The 24,619-nt window shown below is 62.9% G+C and carries 13 protein-coding genes and 3 rRNA genes; 13 read left to right on the top strand and 3 right to left on the bottom strand.

What is annotated here, in order from left to right; genetic code table 11:
• Positions 1-16: 16 nt before the first annotated feature.
• Positions 17-613: a DNA-3-methyladenine glycosylase gene (locus tag HNR05_RS01185; RefSeq protein ID WP_343062414.1), complete on the top strand. Its 597-nt coding sequence runs from the start codon at positions 17-19 to the stop codon at positions 611-613.
• Between the two features lie 176 nt (positions 614-789).
• Here the strand turns inward: HNR05_RS01185 and HNR05_RS01190 are convergent, their stop codons facing one another.
• Both HNR05_RS01190 and HNR05_RS01195 read right to left on the bottom strand, forming a co-directional pair.
• Complete coding sequence (locus tag HNR05_RS01190; RefSeq protein ID WP_179577356.1) at positions 790-1,410, bottom strand: hypothetical protein; 621 nt, start codon at positions 1,408-1,410, stop codon at positions 790-792.
• A complete protein-coding gene (locus HNR05_RS01195) occupies positions 1,407-2,060 on the bottom strand; it encodes a DNA-binding protein (protein WP_343062670.1) in 654 nt (217 codons plus the stop codon). The genes HNR05_RS01190 and HNR05_RS01195 overlap by 4 nt, the downstream gene beginning before the upstream one ends.
• 136 nt (positions 2,061-2,196) lie before the next feature.
• On the opposite strand from HNR05_RS01195, the gene tyrS reads away from it, so the two are divergent.
• Positions 2,197-3,498, top strand: coding sequence for a tyrosine--tRNA ligase (gene tyrS / locus HNR05_RS01200; protein ID WP_179577358.1), 1,302 nt, complete (start codon positions 2,197-2,199; stop codon positions 3,496-3,498).
• 358 nt (positions 3,499-3,856) lie between these two features.
• Here the strand turns inward: tyrS and HNR05_RS01205 are convergent, their stop codons facing one another.
• Positions 3,857-5,977 (bottom strand): MMPL family transporter, encoded by a 2,121-nt coding sequence (locus HNR05_RS01205; protein ID WP_179577359.1) that lies wholly within the window; start codon positions 5,975-5,977, stop codon positions 3,857-3,859.
• 161 nt (positions 5,978-6,138) lie between these two features.
• On the opposite strand from HNR05_RS01205, the gene HNR05_RS01210 reads away from it, so the two are divergent.
• The 11 genes from HNR05_RS01210 (at position 6,139) to HNR05_RS01260 (ending at position 24,517) form a co-directional block, all read left to right on the top strand.
• Positions 6,139-8,106, top strand: a complete 1,968-nt coding sequence (locus tag HNR05_RS01210; protein WP_179577360.1) for an ABC1 kinase family protein — start codon at positions 6,139-6,141, stop codon at positions 8,104-8,106.
• A gap of 592 nt (positions 8,107-8,698) precedes the next feature.
• A 16S ribosomal RNA gene (locus HNR05_RS01215) occupies positions 8,699-10,221 on the top strand.
• A gap of 473 nt (positions 10,222-10,694) precedes the next feature.
• Positions 10,695-13,823: ribosomal RNA gene (locus tag HNR05_RS01220) — 23S ribosomal RNA — on the top strand.
• 168 nt (positions 13,824-13,991) lie between these two features.
• Positions 13,992-14,108, top strand: a 5S ribosomal RNA gene (gene rrf / locus HNR05_RS01225).
• Together the 16S, 23S and 5S rRNA genes form the textbook arrangement of a ribosomal RNA operon.
• A gap of 107 nt (positions 14,109-14,215) precedes the next feature.
• Positions 14,216-16,180, top strand: coding sequence for a primosomal protein (locus tag HNR05_RS17435; RefSeq protein WP_246318320.1), 1,965 nt, complete (start codon positions 14,216-14,218; stop codon positions 16,178-16,180).
• 11 nt (positions 16,181-16,191) lie between these two features.
• Positions 16,192-17,226, top strand: a complete 1,035-nt coding sequence (locus HNR05_RS01235; RefSeq protein ID WP_179577361.1) for an HAD-IIA family hydrolase — start codon at positions 16,192-16,194, stop codon at positions 17,224-17,226.
• 10 nt (positions 17,227-17,236) lie between these two features.
• Entirely contained in the window at positions 17,237-17,398 is a 162-nt protein-coding gene (locus tag HNR05_RS01240) for a hypothetical protein (protein ID WP_179577362.1), read from the top strand.
• A 74-nt stretch (positions 17,399-17,472) separates the two neighbouring features.
• The gene (locus tag HNR05_RS01245) at positions 17,473-18,270 is read left to right on the top strand and encodes a TlyA family RNA methyltransferase (RefSeq protein ID WP_343062671.1); all 798 of its coding nucleotides are present in this window, start codon (positions 17,473-17,475) and stop codon (positions 18,268-18,270) included.
• Positions 18,271-18,274: 4 nt separating this feature from the next.
• Positions 18,275-19,195: an NAD kinase gene (locus HNR05_RS01250; protein WP_179577364.1), complete on the top strand. Its 921-nt coding sequence runs from the start codon at positions 18,275-18,277 to the stop codon at positions 19,193-19,195.
• Positions 19,196-19,312: 117 nt separating this feature from the next.
• Positions 19,313-21,007 carry a DNA repair protein RecN gene (gene recN / locus HNR05_RS01255; RefSeq protein WP_179577365.1) on the top strand — a complete coding sequence of 565 codons (1,695 nt, stop codon included), beginning with the start codon at positions 19,313-19,315 and terminating at the stop codon, positions 21,005-21,007.
• Positions 21,008-21,151: 144 nt separating this feature from the next.
• Complete coding sequence (locus HNR05_RS01260; protein WP_179577366.1) at positions 21,152-24,517, top strand: lamin tail domain-containing protein; 3,366 nt, start codon at positions 21,152-21,154, stop codon at positions 24,515-24,517.
• The last annotated feature ends 102 nt before the right edge of the window (positions 24,518-24,619 follow it).

Genomic DNA, 24,619 nt, shown 5'->3' on the forward strand with positions numbered 1-24,619 from the left:
TTTTCGGGAGTCAATCGTGGGCCTCGACCGCACGCTGTTCCAACAGCCGGCGGTCGAGGTCGCTCCTTTTCTGCTGGGAAGTGTGCTGCGCCACGGTGGGGTTTCGGTGCGCGTGACCGAGGTAGAGGCCTACCAGGGTGGCGGGGTTGACCCGAGCTCCCATGCGTTTCGAGGCCAGACGGCCCGAAACGCCAGCATGTTTGGCCCGCCCGGGCACCTCTATGCCTACTTCAGCTATGGCCTTCATGTCTGCGCGAATGTGGTCTGCTCGCCGGTGGGGCAGGCATCCGGGCTGCTGCTGCGGGCCGGCGCGGTGATCGACGGCCTGGAACTGGCGCGTGCACGGCGTACGACGTCCCGCGGGGATCGGGACCTGGCGCAGGGGCCGGCCCGACTCACGGTGGCGCTCGGAATCACGCTCGGCGACGACGGCGCCGACCTGTTCGAGCCGCCGTTCAGCCTCGTGCTGCCCGCCCAGCCGGTCGAGTACCTCACCGGTCCGCGCACCGGTGTCAGCGGCGAGGGCGGGGGAGAGCGCTTCCCGTGGCGGTTTTGGATGCCGGGGGAGGCATCCGTGTCGCCCTATAAACGCCACCCGAAACAGGCCGATTAGAAAGTCCCGCTGCTCGGCGCATAACTCCTGCAAATTTCAGAGCGGCCGCGTCAGAAGCCCACGGCGACACGAGGTGAAGTGCGGCCGGTGGCGAAAAGCAGGAGTTACGAGCTGGGTGCGCTCTGCGATCGCGTCCGATGAGTTGATTTACTGTGCTGGGACCACGGGTGGACCCGTTACACGACGGCGAGGGGCACCAGCGCGGCGCAGGTGCAGGCCCAGATCAAGCTGGCGAGCGTGCCGATGATGAAACGCTCGCGGGCCTCGGCCGCCGCCAATTCGGTGAACCGACCGACGCCCTTGATCGCAACGACTACGGCGATGGCCTCAGGGAAACCAGCGAGGATCGCACCGGCCACAGCGAAACGCTCAAGTAGGCCAATGGCCAGCCCGCCGCGCAATACCTCGTGCATCGCGGTGCCGGGAGAAGCGAACGCGGCGGCATCCGCTGCCACCATTCCGGCGGCACGGTCGACGAGGATTCCGCCGTGCGCACCCGGAGCCACCGAATTGCGGGTTGAGAGCGTGAGCGCAAGAGTCGCAATGGGGGCGCCGCCGATCACAGCCAACGCGAGGGCCAACACGCCGAGCAGGCTGCCGTATGACGCCGGTCCGGCAGGCGCCGGGGCCGCGGCCACCAGCAACGCGAACGCGAGGCCGCCTGCCGACGCTATTGCGAACACCTGCTTCTTCAATTTGAAGGCGAGCGCGGCCAACACCAGGGAACCGACGATGGCCAGCACCAGGAGGAGCCAATATAGCGAAGCCAACACATCGAAGGCAGGGGTGTGCGTCATGCGGAGGGGCCCGTCTCAATCGTCTGGCGGTGAAGATGTTCTAGAAGCCTAACGAGTGCGGGGCGTGCCGCCGTTTCGGCCCGCCAGGCCGCGGTCTTCAGGCGTTGGCTGATCGCGGCCGTCGAAATTCCGAGGCGCTCCGCGGCATCTCCCTGGGTGAATCCCAAGTGCAGCAGGTCGATCGCTTCCCACCCCTCGGGCGTGCGGCGTTGGCGCAGCAAGAGCACGATGCCGATCAGAGCCTCCACCTCGGCTGCACTCATGTCTTCGTCGGAGCCGTCGAGCGAGGTCGGGGCGGATCTACGTTCTTGTGCGCTCTCGAGCGCGAAATGGGTGTCGGTTCGTTTTGCCCGCGTGACGCCGGCGCGAGCGGCGATGAAAGCCGGCCCTGCCGCCTGACGAGTGGCAGCCGGCAGGGGAGTGCGCACTGGGCCGAGCCCGAGTCCGACACTCCACCGACCGGTGCGATGAATGGCGAGAGTCGCTTCGAGTGCGACGGCGGCATCCGTGGTCATCATCTGAACTTCGTCGCCGGCGGTTTGATCGGGTGCAAGCTCGAAGGACGGGCCGAAGCGCGAAATGAGCAGCTGAAGAAGGGCGCCGGCTCGGTCAATATCGGCACGGCTGTTGATCTGGTCGGCGGTGATCACATACAACTTATTAAGCCTCCATCCTGAACTTAGTATATTCAAGGCTATAGGCTTAATCAAGCATCGGCGTGCCCCTGACGTGATTGTGCAGGGGTGAGGCGACGGCCGACGCCGCAGCCCTGATATTCTGGGCAACGTGTCAGACCCCAGTATTCTCGCCCAACAGGCCAACGACCCCTCTTTCGACAACGTCTGGGAGGAGATCACGTGGCGCGGCCTCGTGCACGTCTCCACCGACGCGACTGAACTGCGCGAGCTCCTCGCGGGCGATCCGATCACCTATTACTGCGGGTTCGACCCGACGGCGCCCAGCCTGCACCTCGGGAACCTCGTGCAATTGTTGCTCATGCGCCGTTTGCAGCTGGCCGGCCATCACCCGCTCGGTCTCGTGGGCGGTTCAACCGGTCTCGTTGGCGACCCGCGACCGACCGCCGAGCGCACGCTCAACACGAAAGACACCGTCGCGGAGTGGGTGGGTTACCTGCAAGCGCAGGTCTCCCGTTTTCTGAGTGCCGAGGGCTCGAACGCCATGACCCTGGTGAACAACCTCGACTGGACCCAGCCGCTCTCGGCCATCGACTTTTTGCGCGACATCGGCAAGTACTTCCGTGTCGGCACCATGCTCAAGAAGGATGCCGTCAGCACGCGCCTCAACAGCGACGAGGGCATCAGCTACACCGAGTTCAGCTACCAGGTGCTGCAGGGCCTGGACTTCCTCGAGCTGTACCGCAGTCACAATTGCGTTCTGCAGACCGGCGGCAGCGATCAGTGGGGCAACCTCACGAGCGGCACCGACCTCATCCGAAAGGCGGAGGGCGCCAGCGTTCACGCGATCGGTACGCCGCTGATCACCAACAGCGATGGAACCAAGTTTGGCAAGAGCGAGGGGAACGCCATCTGGCTCGACCCCGCGCTGACCAGCCCGTACGCCTTCTACCAGTTCTGGCTCAATACCGACGATGCCGACGTGATCGGTCGCCTCAAGGTCTTCACCTTCCTGGACCGTGCCGAGATCGAGCGTCTCGAGCAGGCCGTTGCCACCGAGCCGTTCAAACGTGAAGCCCAGCGCACGCTGGCCTATCAGGTCACCTCCTTGGTACACGGGGTAGCGGCGACGGATGCCGCGATCAACGCCGCGCAGGCCCTGTTCGGCCTGGGCGAATTGGCCGACCTCGACCCGGCAACGCTCGAGGCCGCTCTGCGCGAACTGCCGAACACCACGACTGCGCCGAACGCGCTGGTCACGCAGCTGCTCGTCGACACCGGACTCACCAAGAGCCTCGGTGAGGCCCGTCGCGCCGTTGCCCAGGGCGGGGTGTACCTGAACAACGTGAAGGTCGCCGACGAAGAGACGACGATCGCCGGGTCGGTGTTGCCGACCGGCGTCGCGGTCTTGCGCCGCGGCAAGAAGACCCTTGCGGGAATCTTCGTCGAGTAACACCCTCCGCTCCGCCCGTCGAGTGGGCCCCGGCCCCGCCCGGCGTCGGCCCCGCCCGGCGTCGGCCCCGCCTGGTGTCGGTCCCGCCTGGTGTCGGTCCCGCCTGGTGTCGGTCCCGCCCACCCCGCGAGTGAGCAGTTGTTGTTGCCTCAGCTCCGCTGAGGCAACAACAACTGCTCACTCGCGGGGGTTTGAGAGCCCGAACGCACGCTGGCCCCCCGACGAAACGTCGGGGGCCAGCGTGCGTTAGGCGCGGCGTGCGTTAGGCGCGGCGTGCGTTAGGCGCGGCGTGCGTTCGGCGCGGCGTGCGTTCGGCGCGGCGTGCATTCGGCGCGGCGTGCGTTCGGCGCGGCGTGCGTTAGGCGCGGCGGGTCGGCCGAGCCCGGCCGAGGCGACCGTGGTCGAGGTGACCGTGGTCGAGACGGTCCGCCGGAGCGGTGCCCGGCCACCAGATCTTGTCGCCGAGCAGACTGAACACAGCCGGCACGATTATGGTGCGCACCACGAGCGTGTCGACGATCACGCCGAGTCCGACGATCAGACCGAGCTGACCCAGCGTGACGAGCGGCAGTACACCGAGCGCCGCAAAGACCGCGGCCAGCACGATTCCGGCACTCGTGATGACGCCACCGGTGGAAGCGACGGCACGCGCCATGCCCTGCTTGGTGCCGTGCGCGACGGCTTCATGCTTTGCCCGGTGCACGAGGAAGATCGTGTAGTCGATGCCGAGCGCGACGAGGAACAGGAACGCGAGCAACGGAACCTGCAGATCCAGGGCGGCCTGGTCGAAGAGCACCCGGCTCAGCCAGGCACCCGCGCCGATGGCAGCGACCGCACTGGCCAGGTTGATGGCTAGCAGTACGACCGGTGCGACGAGCGAACGCAGCAACAGCACGAGCACGATGAAACTGACGGCGAGCACGAGCGGTGCGATGAGCAACAGATCGTGTTGGGCGCCCGCTCGGGCATCGACATCGGTCGCGACCGCTCCGCCCACGCGAGCGTCAGCCCCGGGCACCGCGTGCACGGTATCGCGCAGATCGGCGACCAACGCGAGACTCGCGTCGGTTCCCGGCGCGGGCGTTCCGGTCACCATGATCTTGGTCAGTTCGACGCCGTCGACAGTAGCCGTACCGACGGATGTGGCGCGCACGACTCCCGGCACGCCCTCGGCCGCCCTCGACACGGCATCCGCCCCGTCTGAATGTGTCACGATGAACATCGGTTGTGCCTCACCGGCTGGGAAGTGCTCGCCGAGGGTGGTGAGGCCGGTTCCCGATTCGGAGGCGACCCGGAACTTCTCCACCTGGGTGAGTCCGACACTGGTGCCGATGATTCCCGTGGCCATGACGGCGAGCAGCAGAATTCCCGAGACGAAGGCCGTGACCGGGCGTTGCACCACCTTCTGTGCGACGGCGCCCCACACGCGGCCGACCTTCTTGTTCTGGCCGGGGCGCGGAACGAATGGCCAGAAGATCCGGCGACCGCACACGGCGAGCAGCGGCGGCAGCACCAGGAGCACAGCGGCCAGAGCAACGAGCAGGCCGACGGCCGAGGCGATTCCGAGGCCGCGGGTGCCGGGGATGACCGCAAACATCAGAGTCAGCAGGGCCAGCACCACGGTGAGGTTGGAGGCCAAAATGGCCGGAGCCGTCTTCTTCCAGGCAGTCGCGAGAGCGTCGCGGTGGTTTTCGGTCTGCAGCAACTCTTCGCGGTAGCGGGAGATGAGCAGAAGGGCGTAGTTGGTGCCGGCACCGAAGACGAGCACGCTGATGATGCCCGAGTCGAACTGCAACGACAGCGCGGTGCCGACGGTGTTGGTGACCATTCCCGCGATCCGATCGGCGATGGCGACAACGGCGAGGGGGATAAGCCACAGAATCGGTGAGCGATAGGTGAGCAGCAGCAAAATGGCCACGATGCCGATGGTGACCATGAGCAGGGTGATGTCTGCACCGTCGAAGGCGGCAGTGATGTCGGCGCCAAAGGCCGGGCCGCCGGTGACCTGAGCCGTCATCCCTGGAAGCGACGAATCGGCGATCGTGGCGCGCAGCGCTTTCACCTGCTCTGCGGTCGCGGCGGTGTCGTCGGTCACCGTGAGCGGAACTTGCACGACGGCGGCCTGGCCGTCGTCGCTCACGAGCGTCGGCGACGCGTCGTGCCCGGTCTGGGAACCCAGCACGGGGGCGAGCGCATCGATCGAGGTGCGGTCCGCCGCGGTGAGTGCGCCGCCGTCGTCTCGGGTCACGACGACCATGACCGATTGTTCGTCGCTGCCGGGGAACTCCGACAGCACGGCCTGAACCTGTGCCGATTCAGAGCTGGGCGGGGCGGTGTCGTTGCCTGCGGGCGCTTGCGCTCCGCTCAGCAAACCGAACAGCGCCACAATGCCAAGCAGCGAAAGTACCAATGAAATTCGCGCGCCGCGCCGCGAACTGAGCCGCGTTGCGAGCGACGATCTGCGAGAAGAAGTAGCCATGGACCCAGTCCAGCAGCGCAGCCTCGCCTGCGAATCGCGCAAGTGGTTGACCCGTGGCTCAATCAAAAGTATGAAGTCCCACGCTCGGGTCAGATCAGGCGCTGTTTCAGCCGATGAAGGGACTAGCGTGACCCGCAGGAACGTGAACAATGGAGGTTTTTATGGGTGCCATAATTTGGGAGCTGCTGCTCGTCGGCATCATCACGATTGTGTTCATGATGGTTCTCGCGGGATTCGCGCGGCGATTTCTCGGCGTTCGAATTGGTCTGATTCGACTGGTCATCGCTGGAGTCCTTGGACTCGGCGCCGAGGTGGGCTTCGAATCCCAGTTTGTCTGGGGCAAGCAGCAATACTCGCTTGCGCTGCTGCCCTTGCAGTTCGGCATCATCCTGTTTGTTGCGGTGGCCTTTCTGGTTCTCGCCGAGATTTTGGTTCCGCCCGGGTCGATCCCACGCCCCGACCAGTGGCTTCCGTCGCTCACCTCTCGGTTTGAACGCACGCGTCGCTATGCCGAGATCTCCCGGATCGCACTGCGTCAGGGCTTGGTGCCATTCCGGTTGAACACGGAGCCGACCGCAGCCGGCAGCGCGGAACGCACGCGTCAGGCGCGGGCGCTGCGCGGCGCGCTGGAAAGTGCGGGCGGTGCCTTCGTGAAACTCGGCCAACTACTTTCTACCCGCACCGACATTCTTCCTGTCGAATTCCTCGCCGAGCTTTCCCAGTTGCAGCAACGGGTGCCGCCAGCGAAGTGGACTGACGTTCGTGCGCTTCTCGAAGCGGAGCTCGCCGGTTCCGTCGAGGAACACTTTTCATCGTTTGACGAGACTCCGCTTGCGGCGGCTTCCATCGGGCAGGTACACCGCGCGACGCTCAAAACGGGGGAGCGGGTGGCGGTGAAGGTTCAGCGCCCCGGCATCATCCCGCTGATCGATCGCGATATCGACATCATGATCAGGCTCGCCACACAGTTTGAACGCACCACCGCATGGGGGAAGGATCTTGGCGTGCAGGGTTTGGCTGAGACCTTCGCTGCCAGCCTGCGCGACGAGGTGGACTATCGTATCGAAGCCGGCAATATGGCCGCGATGGCGCTCACCCAGGCCAAGCACAACGACGACGAGAGAGTTGGCATCCCTCGCCATTTCGCGCAACTTTGCACGAGCAAGGTTCTTGTCATGGAACTCGTCGATGGCGACACTCTCAGCGACCCACGGGCCTTTCTGGTGCATTCGGCGGCCGAGCGTGACGAGCAAGCCGGCCGGTTGCTGCGTTCGACTCTCACGCAGATCATCGATGACGGTGTCTTTCACGCGGACCTTCACCCCGGGAACATCATTCTGCGCCCCGACGGAGAGATCGTACTGCTCGACTTCGGTTCCGTCGGGCGGCTCGATTCCCAACTTCGCGCTCAGATCGGTGCGGTGCTTCTGGCCTTCTACCGAGGAGACGCGGGCGCATTCACAGATGCTCTTCTCGCCTTCGTCGAGCTGCCCGACGAAATCGACGAAACGTCATTGCGGCGTCAGATCGGAGTCTTCGTCGCCACCCGTTTGGGGCCCGGCGCTTCGCTCGACGTGACAGTCTTCACCGAGATGGTGCGGATGCTCACCGAGAATCGCATTGCGGTCCCGTCTGAACTGGCGACGGCCTTCCGGGCTGTCGCCACCGTCGAAGGCACGCTGCGTCACCTCAGTCCCGGCTTCGACATGCTCAGTGCGGCCGGCGCCTTCGCCCAAGATCGCATCAAGCGCAGCTTCACGCCGGGTGCGGCGTTCACGGGCGTCCGCGATGAGTTCTTGTCGCTCGCCCCGCTGATCCGACGGTTGCCGACGCGGATCGATCGCATCACCGGCGCCCTCGTCGATGGTCGGTTCAGCGTCAATGTGCGACTCTTCGCCGATCGACGAGATCGCACGCTCGTGCGCAGTCTCGTCAACCTGGTCGTTGTGGCATTCATGGCCGGAACCTTCGGCATCATGGCCGCGATGCTTTTGATCAGCGATGGGGGACCGGTGGTCACGCCCACGCTGAGCCTGTTCCAAGTATTCGGATACCTACTCGTTGTTCTTTCGGGGCTGCTCACCCTGCGTGTGCTTTTCGACGTTTTCCGCCTGCAACGAACCGAGTAGTCTCCTCGCGGGCCGCGGGGCGGAGGCGTTTGAACGGATGCGCGGGACGGTGCGTTTGAACGGATGCGTGGGCCCGCGAGGGGGAGTCCTTTCGGGGTCGGATTCCGACACGCCCGGGTGGCGGGCTGGTTTGCGGGGGTGTGTGGATCCGCGTATTGTTTTCTCTTGTCACCCCACAGGTTCGGAAAGCGAAACGCTCGCCGGCCTCAAGCGGGACCAATCCCAAGCAAAACAAAACGGACTTGTTCGTTCATTCTTTGTTTGATGAGTTTCATCTTCTTCGGGAGGTGGGGCGAAATTGTTTTAGCATCGTTGCCCCAGAGCGAAAGTCACTGTTTCAGTGGCCTGAAGTTGGGTGCGTCCGATCCTTGAGAACTCAACAGCGTGCACAATGTCAAATGCCAAAAACCTCGTACGTAGGGTCCCTTTCTAGGGGGTACCGCGTAGGAGATTCCTTTGGAAAACATTTATAACAACAAAGCAAGTCAGTAATGATTTGTTCTGTCAGTTTCAAACTTGTGTTCTTCCCGCCTATTCCGGTGGTGGAACACACTAGATGTGCCGGTCGCTTCGGTGGCTTGGCAATCAAACATTTACGGAGAGTTTGATCCTGGCTCAGGACGAACGCTGGCGGCGTGCTTAACACATGCAAGTCGAACGGTGAAGAAGAGCTTGCTCTTTGGATCAGTGGCGAACGGGTGAGTAACACGTGAGTAACCTGCCCTTGACTCTGGGATAAGCGTTGGAAACGACGTCTAATACCGGATACGACCCTCGGAGGCATCTCCAGGGGGTGGAAAGAATTTCGGTCAAGGATGGACTCGCGGCCTATCAGCTTGTTGGTGAGGTAATAGCTCACCAAGGCGACGACGGGTAGCCGGCCTGAGAGGGTGACCGGCCACACTGGGACTGAGACACGGCCCAGACTCCTACGGGAGGCAGCAGTGGGGAATATTGCACAATGGGCGAAAGCCTGATGCAGCAACGCCGCGTGAGGGACGACGGCCTTCGGGTTGTAAACCTCTTTTAGTAGGGAAGAAGCGAAAGTGACGGTACCTGCAGAAAAAGCACCGGCTAACTACGTGCCAGCAGCCGCGGTAATACGTAGGGTGCAAGCGTTGTCCGGAATTATTGGGCGTAAAGAGCTCGTAGGCGGTTTGTCGCGTCTGCTGTGAAAACCCGAGGCTCAACCTCGGGCCTGCAGTGGGTACGGGCAGACTAGAGTGCGGTAGGGGAGATTGGAATTCCTGGTGTAGCGGTGGAATGCGCAGATATCAGGAGGAACACCGATGGCGAAGGCAGATCTCTGGGCCGTAACTGACGCTGAGGAGCGAAAGCATGGGGAGCGAACAGGATTAGATACCCTGGTAGTCCATGCCGTAAACGTTGGGAACTAGTTGTGGGGGCCATTCCACGGTCTCCGTGACGCAGCTAACGCATTAAGTTCCCCGCCTGGGGAGTACGGCCGCAAGGCTAAAACTCAAAGGAATTGACGGGGGCCCGCACAAGCGGCGGAGCATGCGGATTAATTCGATGCAACGCGAAGAACCTTACCAAGGCTTGACATATACGAGAACGGGCCAGAAATGGTCAACTCTTTGGACACTCGTAAACAGGTGGTGCATGGTTGTCGTCAGCTCGTGTCGTGAGATGTTGGGTTAAGTCCCGCAACGAGCGCAACCCTCGTCCTATGTTGCCAGCACGTAATGGTGGGAACTCATGGGATACTGCCGGGGTCAACTCGGAGGAAGGTGGGGATGACGTCAAATCATCATGCCCCTTATGTCTTGGGCTTCACGCATGCTACAATGGCCGGTACAAAGGGCTGCAATACCGTAAGGTGGAGCGAATCCCAAAAAGCCGGTCTCAGTTCGGATTGAGGTCTGCAACTCGACCTCATGAAGTCGGAGTCGCTAGTAATCGCAGATCAGCAACGCTGCGGTGAATACGTTCCCGGGCCTTGTACACACCGCCCGTCAAGTCATGAAAGTCGGTAACACCCGAAGCCAGTGGCCTAACCCGCAAGGGGAGGAGCTGTCGAAGGTGGGATCGGTGATTAGGACTAAGTCGTAACAAGGTAGCCGTACCGGAAGGTGCGGCTGGATCACCTCCTTTCTAAGGAGCACGTTCAGCTCTCCTCTGTATACAGGGAGATAACAGCTGACAGTCATACCAACCTGTTCGGGTTGGATGGCGCTCATGGGTGGAACATTGACATTGATGCAAACAGGATGAAGTTGAACTCAGTACGCTCCCTTGCGGGGTTGGAAAGGTTTGGTTTTTGAGGGTTTGCATGACGCACGCTGTTGGGTCCTGAGGGACCGGAACATGAGCCTTTGGGCTGATGAACCTTTCCTCTGGATCTTTTTTCATTCGCAGTCGAGCTGTTTTGCAGCCGCGGATGGGAGGGGATACCGCCCGTACTTTGAGAACTACACAGTGGACGCGAGCATCTTAAATTTGTGCCTTCGGGCATAGATTACAAAGATCAAAAGCACATGAGCCCTTTGGGGTGAGTGTGCATAGATCATTGGTCAATTTCGATCGCGAATTTATTCGTGATACTTAATCGATTCAAACTCATGTGATTTCAAATTTTTAAGAGCAAACGGTGAATGCCTTGGCATGTAGAGCCGAAGAAGGACGTAGTAATCTGCGATAAGCCTCGGGGAGTTGATAAACGAACTTTGATCCGAGGATTTCCGAATGGGGAAACCCCGCCAGGCCCGTAAGGTGACCTGGTGACTCCCGCCTGAATATATAGGGCGGGTAGAGGGAACGTGGGGAAGTGAAACATCTCAGTACCCACAGGAAGAGAAAACAACAGTGATTCCGTTAGTAGTGGCGAGCGAAACCGGATGAGGCTAAACCGATCATGTGTGATAGCCGGCAGGCGTTGCATGGTCGGGGTTGCGGGACTTTTCTGCTGATTCTGCCGAACAGTGAGCGTTACAACGTTGTATAGACGAACAGGATTGAAAGCCTGGTCATAGAGGGTGCGAACCCCGTAGTCGAAATGCAGCAATGGCGCGAAGAGTATCCCAAGTAGCACGGGGCCCGAGAAATCCCGTGTGAATCTGTCAGGACCACCTGATAAGCCTAAATACTCCTACATGACCGATAGTGAACAAGTACCGTGAGGGAAAGGTGAAAAGTACCCCGGGAGGGGAGTGAAATAGTACCTGAAACCGTTTGCTTACAAACCGTTGGAGCCAGTCTGATTCTGGTGACAGCGTGCCTTTTGAAGAATGAGCCTGCGAGTTAGTGATATGTGGCGAGCTTAACCCGAGAGGGGAATGCGTAGCGAAAGCGAGTCTGAATAGGGCGATTCAGTCGCATGTCCTAGACCCGAAGCGAAGTGATCTATCCATGGCCAGGTTGAAGCGACGGTAAGACGTCGTGGAGGACCGAACCCACTTCAGTTGAAAATGGAGGGGATGAGCTGTGGATAGGGGTGAAAGGCCAATCAAACTTCGTGATAGCTGGTTCTCTCCGAAATGCATTTAGGTGCAGCGTTGCGTGTTTCTTGCCGGAGGTAGAGCTACTGGATAGCCGATGGGCCCTAAAAGGTTACTGACGTTAGCCAAACTCCGAATGCCGGTAAGTGAGAGCGCAGCAGTGAGACGGTGGGGGATAAGCTTCATCGTCGAGAGGGAAACAACCCAGACCACCAACTAAGGTCCCAAAGCGCGTGCTAAGTGGGAAAGGATGTGGAGTTGCACAGACAACCAGGAGGTTGGCTTAGAAGCAGCCACCCTTGAAAGAGTGCGTAATAGCTCACTGGTCAAGTGATTCCGCGCCGACAATGTAACGGGGCTCAAGCACGCCACCGAAGTTGTGGCATTGATATTTTTGGTAAGCCGCACCCTTGTGGTGTTGGTTCAGCCGTGTTGATGGGTAGGAGAGCGTCGTGTGGCCAGCGAAGCGGCGGTGTAAACCAGCCGTGGAGGCTACACGAGTGAGAATGCAGGCATGAGTAGCGAAAGACGGGTGAGAAACCCGTCCTCCGAAAGATCAAGGGTTCCAGGGCCAGGTTAATCCGCCCTGGGTAAGTCGGGACCTAAGGCGAGGCCGACAGGCGTAGTCGATGGACAACGGGTTGATATTCCCGTACTGGCGAAAAACCGCCCAAACTAATCCAGTGATGCTAAGTGTCTGAATCCCACTGACTGATCCCTTCGGGGTGAGGCGTTGGGCCTAGCACACGACCCTATGCTGGTGCGGTTAGCGTATTAACAGGTGTGACGCAGGAAGGTAGCTGAGCCGGGCGATGGTTGTCCCGGTCTAAGGATGTAGGCCGAGAGATAGGCAAATCCGTCTCTCATATAAGGTTGAGACCCGATGGGTAGCCCGTATGGGCGAAATCAGTGATCCTATGCTGCCAAGAAAAGCATCGACGCGAGGTTTTAGTCACCCGTACCCCAAACCGACTCAGGTGATCAGGTAGAGAATACTAAGGAGATCGAGAGAATCGTGGTTAAGGAACTCGGCAAAATGCCCCCGTAACTTCGGGAGAAGGGGGGCCTGAGGCGTGTAGGAATTTACTTCCGAAGCGTTTGAAGGCCGCAGAGACCAGTGGGAAGCGACTGTTTACTAAAAACACAGGTCCGTGCCAAGTCGCAAGACGATGTATACGGACTGACGCCTGCCCGGTGCTGGAAGGTTAAGAGGAACGGTTAGCCGTAAGGCGAAGCTGAGAATTTAAGCCCCAGTAAACGGCGGTGGTAACTATAACCATCCTAAGGTAGCGAAATTCCTTGTCGGGTAAGTTCCGACCTGCACGAATGGCGTAACGACTTCCCAGCTGTCTCAACCGCGAACTCGGCGAAATTGCATTACGAGTAAAGATGCTCGTTACGCGCAGCAGGACGGAAAGACCCCGTGACCTTTACTACAGCTTGGTATTGGTGTTCGGTGTGGCTTGTGTAGGATAGGTGGGAGACTTTGAAGCTTGGACGCTAGTTCAGGTGGAGTCATCGTTGAAATACCACTCTGGTCATATTGGATATCTAACTTCGAACCGTGATCCGGTTCAGGGACAGTGCCTGGTGGGTAGTTTAACTGGGGCGGTTGCCTCCTAAAAAGTAACGGAGGCGCCCAAAGGTTCCCTCAACCTGGTTGGCAATCAGGTGTCGAGTGTAAGTGCACAAGGGAGCTTGACTGTGAGACTGACAAGTCGAGCAGGGACGAAAGTCGGGACTAGTGATCCGGCAGTGGCTTGTGGAAGCGCTGTCGCTCAACGGATAAAAGGTACCTCGGGGATAACAGGCTGATCTTGCCCAAGAGTCCATATCGACGGCATGGTTTGGCACCTCGATGTCGGCTCGTCGCATCCTGGGGCTGGAGTAGGTCCCAAGGGTTGGGCTGTTCGCCCATTAAAGCGGTACGCGAGCTGGGTTTAGAACGTCGTGAGACAGTTCGGTCCCTATCCGCTGCGCGCGCAGGAAATTTGAGAAGATCTATCCCTAGTACGAGAGGACCGGGATGGACGAACCTCTGGTGTGTCAGTTGTTCCGCCAGGAGCACCGCTGATTAGCTACGTTCGGAACGGATAACCGCTGAAAGCATCTAAGCGGGAAGCCGGCTTCGAGATGAGATTTCCATCCCTTAGGGGGAGAGGCTCGCAGCTAGACTACTGCGTTGATAGGCCGGATGTGGAAGTGAGGACTAAAGACTCATGGAGCTGACCGGTACTAATAAGCCGATAATTTGATAACACTCAGTTTGAATAAGCTGCTATGCGTCCACTATGTGGTTCTCGATGTACGGTCGAGAACAACCGCCTTCATAGGCAAACAACAATTGAATAGTGCCGTCTTTCGAGTCGGTACACGCAAGATGTTGAAACAACTTGACGACCACCCTGGTGGTTCATCACAAGATGTTTCGGCGGCTATAGCGAGAGGGAAACGCCCGGTCACATTCCGAACCCGGAAGCTAAGGCTCTCAGCGCCGATGGTACTGCAGGGGGGACCCTGTGGGAGAGTAGGACACCGCCGGACTTAACTTAGAAACACCAAAATGGCCACCCGTCGGGTGGCCATTTTGCGTTAACGCGTACGCTGGTCAGAGTGCCATGCGCAGCGAATCAAATTACACAGGAGATACAGTGAGCCCTTCAGGATCCAATGGCAACGACCCACGCGGCGGAAGCCGGGACGATCGGTCATCCGGCGCAGGCCGAGACGACCGTTCGAAGGGATCACAGGGTAACTCCTCCCGCTCCGGCGGGGCGCCGTACCGCGGCAACTCGGACCGGCCCGCTCGGGACGGCGAGCGTCCGCCGTACCGTGGCAACTCGGAGCGTCCGGCCCGTGATGGTGAGCGTAAGCCGTGGGAGAAGAGCGGCGAGCGTCCTGCCTACCGCGGCAACTCCGATCGTCCGTCGGGTTCGGGCGAGCGTGCGCCGTACCGTGGCAACTCGGACCGTCCGGCTCGTGATGGTGAGCGTGCGCCGTACCGTGGCAACTCCGATCGTCCGGCTCGTGATGGTGAGCGTAAGCCGTGGGAGAAGAGCGGCGAGCGTCCTGCCTACCGCGGCAACTCCGATCGTCCGTCTGGTTCGGGCGAGCGTGCGCCGTACCGTGGCAACTCCGATCGTCCGGCTCGTGATGGTGAGCGTCCGCCGTACCGTGGCAACTCCGATCGTCCGGCCCGTGATGGTGAGCGTAAGCCGTGGGAGAAGAGCGGCGAGCGTCCTGCCTACCGCGGCAACTCGGACCGTCCGGCCCGTGACGGCGAGCGTCCGCCGTACCGCGGCAACTCCGAGCGTCCGGCTCGTGATGGTGAGCGTAAGCCGTGGGAGAAGAGCGGCGAGCGTTCCGATCGACCGGCACGCGATGGCGCACGCTCCGAGCGTCCCGCGTATCGCGGCGGTGCGGACCGTCCGGCACACCACGGAGACAAGAAGCCGTGGGACAAGGATGGTTCACGCGATCGTCCGCGCCGCGATTCAGACTCGCGCGACGGTGACAAGAAGCTGTGGACCCGCGATGGAGCTCCAGCCCGGAACGACCGTGAAGCCCGTGACGCCCAGTACATTGCGGAGGAGGAGACCGTCGAGCAGCGTATGCAGCGCGAGCTCCGCCCCGTGCGTTCGCGGCACGATGACCCCATTCTGCCCGACGACGTTTCAGACAAAGACCTCGACCGCCTCGCGCGCAACGAGCTCAAGACCCTGACCAAAGACAACGCCGAATGGGTGGCCAAGCACCTCGCCATGGCCGCGCGACTGATCGACAGCGACCCCGAAGCAGCCCACGCCCATGTGGTCTCCGCCGCTCGTCGCGCTGGTCGCATTGCGATCGTGCGTGAAAGTCTTGCGATCACCGCCTACGCGATCGGCGACTTCGCTCTGGCGCTGCGGGAACTGCGTACCTACCGTCGCATCTCCGGATCCAACGACCAGCTGGCTCTGATGGTCGACAGCGAACGCGGCGTCGGTCGCCCCGACCGGGCGCTGGAACTCGGGCGTTCGGTCGACCGGGCAACCCTGCCGGCATCCGTGCAGGTGTCGCTGGCGATCGCCATGTGCGGCGCGCGCCTCGACCTCGGCGAGACCGAAGCGGCTCTGCGCGAGCTCGAAATTCCCCAGCTCAACACAAAGACGGCGTTCTCCTACAGCGCTGAGCTGTTCGCCACCTACGCGGATGTTCTGGCTGAGCTGGGCCGCGACGCCGACGCTGAGAAGTGGACGATTCTCGCGGCTCGGGCCGATGCCGCATTCGGCGAGGCTGACGACGAGACGATGGAGATCATCGAGATCGACGAAGAAGAGCAGTACGACCTTGACGCTGATGACATCTTTGCGGCCGATGATGCGTTGATCGTGCACGACCAGTCGGATGCCGTTGAGCCGAAGTCTGTCGAGCCCGAGCCCATTGAGCCTGTTGAGTCTGCGGAAACTGAGACGGCCCCGTCCGACGATGACGACGTCGTCGACGGGGCCCAGGCCGTCGAGGCCGCCCAGGCTGCGAAGGTCGAAGCCGCCCGTCTCGCCAAAAACGAAAAGGCGCGGGCCGCCCGTGCAGCCAAGGCCGCCGCAGCCAGCGCCGCTGACACCTCGGCCGAGTAGAAGGAGCAGATTTGCTGAAGTTTGGTCGTAAGACTGTGACGTCGACGCCGCTTGACGGCGTCGACGTTGTTCTGGCCGACCTCGACGGAGTCGTCTACGCTGGTCCGTCGGCGATTCCGTTCGCCGTCGATGCGCTGAATCGTGCGGCTGAGACGCTCCGCGTCGGCTACATCACGAACAACGCCTCGCGCACCGATCAGTCGGTGGCCGACCATCTGACCGAACTCGGGTTGGCTGTGGCCGCAGCGGATGTCGTCACCTCACCCCAGGCCGCCGTTCGACTTCTGGCCGATCAGGTCGCGCCCGGCGCGCTCATCCTGGTGATCGGCGGGGACGGGCTGGTCAACGAGGTCGAGAAAGCAGGTTTTCTCGTCACGCGCTCGGCCGACGACAAACCGGCCGCCGTCATTCAGGGCTTCGCCCCCGACGTGGGGTGGGCGCACCTGGCCGAGGCCTCCTTCGCTCTAAACAATGCGGCGGCGGACGGAGCCGAGATTCCCTGGATCGCCACCAACACCGACTGGACGATTCCGGTGGCGCGCGGCATCGCCCCGGGCAACGGCACCCTCGTGTCGGCCGTGCATACCGCCGTCGGACGGTTGCCGATCGTTGCGGGCAAGCCGGAGGTCGCCATCTTCACCGAGGCGACGAACCGGTTCGGTGCCAGTCAGGCGCTGTTCATCGGTGACCGACTCGACACCGACATTCTCGGAGCCAACCGGGCGGGCATCCCCTCGGTTCTCGTACTGACCGGCATCGACAAGGCGAAACAGGTTCTGGCCGCCGATGCGGCCTCGCGTCCACAGTTCATTCTTGACGACCTGCGTCAGCTGCACGAGCCGTACCCCGAGACGGTCATGAGCAAAGACGGAAGCAGCGCGACCGTCGCCGGCGCCACCGTGCGCATCCGCGGAAATGACGTCGAAGTCAGTGCCGAGGGCGACAACGGCATCAACCTGCTGCGGGCCGCCTGCGCGGCGATCTGGGCGTCGGGGCGACCGATCTACGGGCTGAACGTTCCCGAGCGACTGTATCTCGACAGGTAACCTAGAAACCATGGATGCGCAGGAAGTTCCGCTTGACGACGGCCTCGTCGCGCAGATTGCAGCGATCGATGGCCAGCCGCTCGAGGAGCGCGCCGCGGCGTACACGCAGCTCCACGATGCGCTGCGTGACATTCTCGAGGGCGGCGACGTGCCGGTCGTGACCGAACGATGACCGGCGATGTGCCGACGGATGCTACGGTCGACGGCGACGCCGTTGGCCAACCAGTCGGCCAACCAGACCTGCCGGTGGAATCCAGGCTTGACTCGGCACTTGTCGAGCGTGGTTTGGTGCGCTCCCGAACCATCGCGGCCAAGCTCATCGCGGCCGGGCTGGTCAGTGTGGCCGGCCAGACCGCCGTCAAGGCGGCGGCCAAGGTGCGCGCGAACCAGCTCATCGAAGTCGCCCCGACCGATCATTATGTGAGCCGCGGGGCCCACAAACTCCTCGCCGCGCTTGACGCATTCGAGCTGAGCGTCGCGGGGCGCACCGCCCTCGACGCCGGCGCTTCCACCGGTGGCTTCAGCCAAGTCTTGCTCGAACGCGGCGCCAGTCAGGTGATCGCCGTTGACGTGGGCCACGGGCAGTTGGCGCCCGAACTCGCTCTCGAGCCGCGCTTGGTTCTGGTTGAAGGATTCAACGTGCGTTACGCGAGCGCAGAATCGTTGGCCGCGGCATCCGGAATCAGCACCCGGCCCACGCTCGTCGTGGCCGACCTCTCCTTCATCTCACTCCCCACAGTGCTGCCGGCCCTCGTGGCGTCGGCCGCGCCGGGCGCGGACTTCGTGCTGCTGATCAAGCCGCAGTTCGAGGTGGGGCGGGGCGGCATCCGTGAGGGTGTCGTGCATGATCTGGCCCTGCGAGCGGATGCCGTCGCCGGCGTTCTCTGGGCGGGCTGGGATCTGGGTCTGCACACGAACGGCCTGATCGCCTCGCCGATCTTGGGTGCGGCAGGCAATCACGAGTATCTCTGCTGGATGAGCACCGAGCGCGGCAGTAATCCGACAGAATGGATCGACCGGATCAAGCAGCTCGTGGGAGTGTGACGATATGACAGATACAGCACGCTACATTCTCGTCGTCGCGCACACGGGACGCAGCGACTCGCTCGAGGCTGCCGTCACCGTCTGCGAGCAGTTGTTGGCCGCCGGCGCGATCCCGGTGCTCGACAGTGTCGAACGCGCCGACCTGCTGGCCGCAGCGCCTCAACTGGCGAACCGGCTCGAGGTCCTCGGCGAGCAGGTCGCGAGCACCGAGCTCGAACTCGTCATCGTGCTCGGCGGCGATGGCACCATTTTGCGTGCCGCCGAACTCGTGCGCGGATGCTCCGCTCCGCTGCTCGGAATCAACCTCGGCCATGTGGGCTTCCTGGCCGAAAGCGAGCGCGACGATCTCGGTGAGGCCGTGCGCCGTGTGCTGGATCGCGACTATGCCGTCGAGGAGCGCATGACGCTCGCGGTGCGCGTCAAGGTGGGCAGCGAGGTTGTCTATGAAACCTGGGCGCTCAACGAGGCAACGGTCGAGAAAGCCAGCCGCGAACGCATGCTCGAGGTCGTCGTCGAGGTCGACGGCCGTCCGCTCTCCTCCTTCGGTTGCGACGGCGTGGTCATGTCGACGCCCACCGGGTCGACCGCCTACTCGTTCTCGGCCGGTGGCCCCGTCGTCTGGCCCAGTCTCGACGCACTATTGCTCGTGCCGCTCAGCGCCCACGCACTCTTTGCCCGCCCTCTCGTTGTCGGCCCCGACTCGTCGCTGGCCGTCGAGATTCTGGCGCGCGGTGGCGGTTCCGGCGTGCTCTGGGCCGATGGTCGTCGGGCCCACGATCTCCCGCCCGGCGCCCGCGTCGTGGCCCGCCGCTCGAGCGTGCCGGTGCGTCTGGCCCGCCTGCACTCCGGCCCCTTCACCGACCGTCTCGTGAACAAATTCAACCTGCCCGTCACGGGCTGGAGGGGGCCCATTGGTCGCGAGTAGGCACGTCAGCGCGAGTGGGTACGTCAGCGCGAGTGGGTACGTCAGCGCGAGTGGGCACGTCAGCGCGAGTAGGCACGTCAGTATGAGTGGGCACGTCAGAGAAACCGGTGCACGGGCATGATCGAAGAACTGTCGATTCGGGATCTCGGCGTCATCGCCGAAGCAACGCTCCCGCTCGGGCCCGGATTCACCGCGGTCACGGGCGAGACCGGTGCCGGCAAGACCATGGTCGTCACGGCGCTCGGGCTGCTGCTTGGTGAGCGAGCGGATGCCGGCACCGTGCGACAGGGGCAGGCGCAGAGTTGGGTGGAGGGGCGCTGGCTCGTCGATCCGGCCGGTGCCGTGGCCGATCGTGTGCGTGACGCCGGGGGAGACCTCGACGGCGCAGAACTCATCCTCGGCCGTTCGGTCTCGGCCGAGGGGCGCAGTCGGGCCATCGTGGGTGGACGCAGCGCTCCGGCATCCGTTCTGGGCGATCTCGGCGGTGCGCTCGTGGTCGTGCACGGCCAATCCGACCAGGTGCGCCTGCGCTCGGCTGTGGCGCAACGCGACGCTCTCGACCGATTTGCCGGCCCCGAGTTGGCCGCGGCCCTTGCCGACTACCAGCAGGTGTTCCATGACTGGCACGCCAACCGCTCCGAGCTTGACCGCCTCACCCAAGAGCGCGATGCGCGCGCGCGCGAGGCCGAAAGCCTGCGCATCGCCATCGCCGAGGTCGAAGACGTTGCACCGCTGCGCGGCGAAGACGCCGAGCTCGCCGAACGCGCCGAACGTCTCGGCAACCTCGAAGAGCTGCGTCTGGCCGCGGCCCAGGCCCGCGAACTGCTCTCGGCCGAAGACTCGACCGATGACCTCCCGGATGCCACGGCTCTGCTCGACGGCGCCCGTCGCCAACTCGAACGGGCGGCCACCCACGACTCGGCACTGCCCCCGATCGTCGACGCCATCGCCAACGCCGGATTCCTGATCGCTGACATTGCCGCGCAACTGTCGAGCTACCTGGCCGAACTCGATGCCGACGGCGCCCGCGAGCTTGAAATCGTGCAGGAGCGCCGGGCCGCGCTCGCGATCGTAGCCCGCAAGTATGTCGGCGGCCTCGACGAAGCCATCGATTTTCTCGACACCGGCAGCGCTCGGCTGCTCGAACTCGACAGTGACTCGGAGCGTATCGATCAGCTCAGCGCCGACACCGAACGAGGCGAGCAGCAGGTCAACGAGCGGGCGGGCGTGATCACCCTGCTGCGCGAGAGCGCCGGTGTCGCCCTCGGCGCGGCGGTGACCGCCGAGCTGGCCGCACTGGCCATGCCGAACGCACGCCTGATTGTCGAGATCGACAGTCGCGAAGAGCCGACCGTGACCGGCCGGGACGGCGTGAAGATTCTGTTGCAACCGCACGCCGGCGCCGAACCGCGCGCCTTGGCCAAGGGCGCATCCGGCGGAGAGCTCTCGCGGGTGATGCTGGCGATCGAGGTCGTGATCAACGCCATGGACCCGGTGCCGACCTTCGTCTTCGACGAGGTTGACGCGGGAGTCGGAGGCGCGGCCGCGATTGAGATCGGGCGTCGGTTGGCGCGACTCGCCGAAACCGCACAGGTCATCGTAGTGACTCACCTGGCGCAGGTCGCCGCGTTCGCCGGCAACCACCTGACGGTCGTGAAAGATAGTGACGGCGCGGTGACCGCCTCGAGCGTTCGCCAGCTGCACGGTGACGAACGTGCCGCCGAAATGGCACGGCTGCTCTCGGGTCTGCCCGACTCGAAAAGCGGTCTGGAGCATGCACGCGAGCTGATCGCCCTGGCGCACACGCCCTAAGCGGGCCGGATTTCTACCCCCGTTCGGGGGTGGCGCTGCGGGAATGGTGCTGCCAAAGTATCCGCAGCGCCGCTTACCCGATCGGCGCGAGCTGACGGAACCCGACCGTCGATGCTCACGTTTTCTCACGAAAGAGACGAATCAATGGCGATTCCTCGTGCCCGCATCCGCCCACTCGCCCTCGCGCTCGCGCTGGCCACAGGAATCGGGGCATTGATCGTCTCGCCCGGTGTGCCAGCCTCTGCCGATCCCGGTGGCATCGTGCTCTCCGAGCTGAACTACCATGCCGGATCCGACCTCGATGGTGACGATTTTCTGGAACTGGCGAATACCTCGGCCGTGGACATCGACGTGTCAGGGTGGTCGTTCAGCGCCGGCGTCACCGGCACGTTTCCGGCCGGCCTGATCGTTCCCGCGAACGGCTTCATCGTCGTCGGAAAAGACGCGGCTCAGTTCGAGCTCAGCCATGGCTTCGCACCGGATGCGATCTATGGCGGAAATCTCAGCAACAGTGGTGAAACCGTCACCCTGGTCGATGGCTCGCTTGCCGTGATCGACACGGTCAGCTATGCCGATACTGCCCCGTGGCCGACCGCCCCGGACGGAACCGGCCCCTCACTAGAGCTGCGTGACCTGCTCTCCGACAACTCGCTTGCCGAGAACTGGGGCGCCAGCATCCCCGTGGGCGGCACGCCGAAAGCAGTCAACTCGATTGCAGGCACCGGTGTTGGGCCCGTGGTCACCGAAGCGACAGCGACGCCGGCACGACCCGCAGCCAACCAGGCCGTCAGCGTCAGCGCTCGCCTGCAGGTCGGTTCAACTGCGACGTTGACGTACACCGTGATGTTCGGCGCCGACGTTGTCATTCCGTTTGTGGATAATGCGGCCAGCCCCGGTGGAGCGGGTGACGGCGTGTATGCGGGCTCGATTCCCGGTCAGTCTGCCGGAAAACTGATCCGCTATCGCATCGATGCCGTAGCCGGGAGCGTGGCTTACTCCGAGCCGGCGAGCGGCGACTCGATGCGTTATCGAGGCGTGGTGGTTGTGAATTCGAGCGTCGTCACCCAGCTGCCGGTCATCGAATGGTTCATGGACGATGCTGTCTACAACGATCTTCTGGCTCACCACCGGGAAGACGATGTGCAGGGTGCTGCGGTGTGGTCCTATAACGGCGACGTCTACGACAACGTGCGCATGAACATCCGTGGGCATGCGTCGCGGGCCGAAGCGAAGGTCAACTGGAAGGTTGAGTTGCCGGCCGGATACACGTTCACGCTCGGAGGTGCGCTCCCGTACCCGCTCGACGAGTTCGCCCTGCAGAACTACGCCTACAACTTCACCGATGTGAGCTGGGCGACGGTCAAGGCCGCCGGCAACCGTGCGCTGAACATCATTCCGGTGCGAACGCAGCGGAACGGTGCTTTCTGGAGCCTCGGTCGAATTCAAGAGACCGAGGATAAAAGATGGCGTTCCGATCAAGGGGTGAGCAACTGGGCCATCTATAAGGGAGACGGCGGAGCCGTCGCCCGCAGGTCTTCGGTTGCCGATCTCGTCTCAAAGGAATGGCTGAACAAAAAAACACGCAAAGACGAGGACTACTCCGATGTGTTCACCCTGGGGAACACGGTCGACGCGCCGGCCTCGGCCGCTCAGCAAGCGTGGATCTACCAGAACGTGAACATTCCTGAGCTGGTGAACTATATGGCCATCAACTCGGTCATCCGGCACACCGACAGCGGATGGTACAACTGGTGGCTCGCCCGGGACACCGACGGTACCGGCCGGTGGGACATGTGGCAGTGGGATCTCAACTGGACCTTCACCGTGCCGTCCTCTGACGGGAAGGGACTCTTTCTCACACCCGATACCCAAAACCGGTTCACCACGGCCATGCTCGGCTACCCGGAGATTCGTGAGATGTACTACCGACGGTTGAGTTCGCTGTCGGATCAGTTCCTCACGCCGGGAAAGTTTGAAGCGCAGTGGGATGCGATCTCGGCGAAGACCACGCCGGACTGGAAGCTGGACAAGGCCAAATGGGGCGGTTACTCGGCTGATACGGCTCGCACCGCGTTTCTGGCCGGTCTGGCCGATCGCCGTGCCGCGATCATCGGAAACACCGGTGCCGGCAAGCTGGTTCCGGTTTCTCAATCGGCGAATGCCGCCGTCGTGATCAACGAAATCCAGTACCACCCGTCCGGCACCGGCGGTGAGTACATCGAACTCGCGAACCCGAGTGCGACGGCCGTCGACATTTCTGGCTGGAGCATTGCTGCCGTCGGCCTGAGCATTCAGGCGGGCACTGTGATTCCGGCCGGAGGGCGCGTGGTGTTCGTCGCCAACGACAAAGCCTTCCGTGCGGCGTATACCGGAGCCAACCGCTTTGTCGGCGGGCAGTTCAGCGGCACGCTCGACGACGGCGGGGAGGCCGTGGTGCTGGCGGATGGCGCCCGCATCGTTGACGCGGTGACCTATTCGAATATGGCCCCGTGGCCGGTTGCCGCCGACGGGACCGGGCCCTCACTCGAATTGGTCTCGCCCACGGCTGACAACGCGGACCCTGCCAGCTGGCGCGCCGCGTCGACCAGTCAGGGAACCCCGGGGCTGGCGAACACCCCCGACGGACCGGCGAATGCGGCACCGATCGCCGCGATGACCGCGACCGTCACCGGGCTCGCGGTCGTGGTTGACGGCTCGACGTCCCGGGATCCCGACGGCAGCATCCGCTCGTATGCGTGGAATTTCGGCGATAACAGCACCGGCAGTGGGGTCAGCGCCAGCCACAGCTACGCGGCAGCCGGCACGTACACGATCAGCCTGACGGTGACCGACAACCGTGGCGCCACCGGCACCGCCAGCCGGGCCGTCACGGTCACCGCGCCCTCCGGAGTCTGGGCTGCTGACTCGTTCACGCGCACGATCACCGGCGGGTTCGGCACGGCGGATGCCGGGGGAGTCTGGACGACGTCGGATCCGGCGTCGGCCTTCGCCGTGGACGGCACCGCCGCGAAAGTCACGGTGCCCTCCGGCGCCAACCGCAGGATCTATCTGAACGGGGTGAAGTCGAGCGACACCGAGATGCGCACGGCGATCGCATTCCCGCGTCAGACCACCAGCAGTCTGTATGCCGGTGTGATCTCACGCCAGGTCGGCACCTCGAATTATGGTGCCCGCGTCGTCGTGAGTGCGACGGGATCGGTGTTGCTGCAGGCTCAACGCAACACCGACATCATCCTCGGTGCTGCGACAGTGGGGGGGGTCACCTTCGCTACCGGCGACACGCTGAACCTGAAGGTGCAGACGTTCGGAACGTCGCCGACGATGGTGCGCGCGAAGGCGTGGAAGACGGGTTCCGCCGAACCGACAGGGTGGCAGGTGAGTGTGACCGATACCACCGCAGCCCTGCAAACGGGGGGTTCGGTCGGCCTGTACAGCTACCTGAGTTCGAGTGCTCGGCCCACGCCGATCGTCGTGACTTTCGATGATCTGTGGGCCGGTGTCACCCGCTGAGAACTCACCGACGAGGGAATCGGTTCGGTGCGGCGCGGCGCCGCACCGAACCGATTCCGCGCACACTGGTCATCTTCAGGGTCACGACTGATAGGATCGAGG

The organism is Leifsonia psychrotolerans (assembly GCF_013410665.1).
Classification (GTDB): Bacteria; Actinomycetota; Actinomycetes; order Actinomycetales; family Microbacteriaceae; genus Cryobacterium; species Cryobacterium psychrotolerans_A.

Coding starts and splice junctions, on each gene's coding strand:
- HNR05_RS01190 (WP_179577356.1), bottom strand. CDS start 1,410: ATGACGCACACCCCTGCCTTCGATGTGTTGGCTTCGCTATATTGGCTC.
- HNR05_RS01205 (WP_179577359.1), bottom strand. CDS start 5,977: ATGGCTACTTCTTCTCGCAGATCGTCGCTCGCAACGCGGCTCAGTTCG.
- HNR05_RS01210 (WP_179577360.1), top strand. CDS start 6,139: ATGGGTGCCATAATTTGGGAGCTGCTGCTCGTCGGCATCATCACGATT.
- HNR05_RS01240 (WP_179577362.1), top strand. CDS start 17,237: ATGGATGCGCAGGAAGTTCCGCTTGACGACGGCCTCGTCGCGCAGATT.
- HNR05_RS01250 (WP_179577364.1), top strand. CDS start 18,275: ATGACAGATACAGCACGCTACATTCTCGTCGTCGCGCACACGGGACGC.
- recN (WP_179577365.1), top strand. CDS start 19,313: ATGATCGAAGAACTGTCGATTCGGGATCTCGGCGTCATCGCCGAAGCA.
- HNR05_RS01260 (WP_179577366.1), top strand. CDS start 21,152: ATGGCGATTCCTCGTGCCCGCATCCGCCCACTCGCCCTCGCGCTCGCG.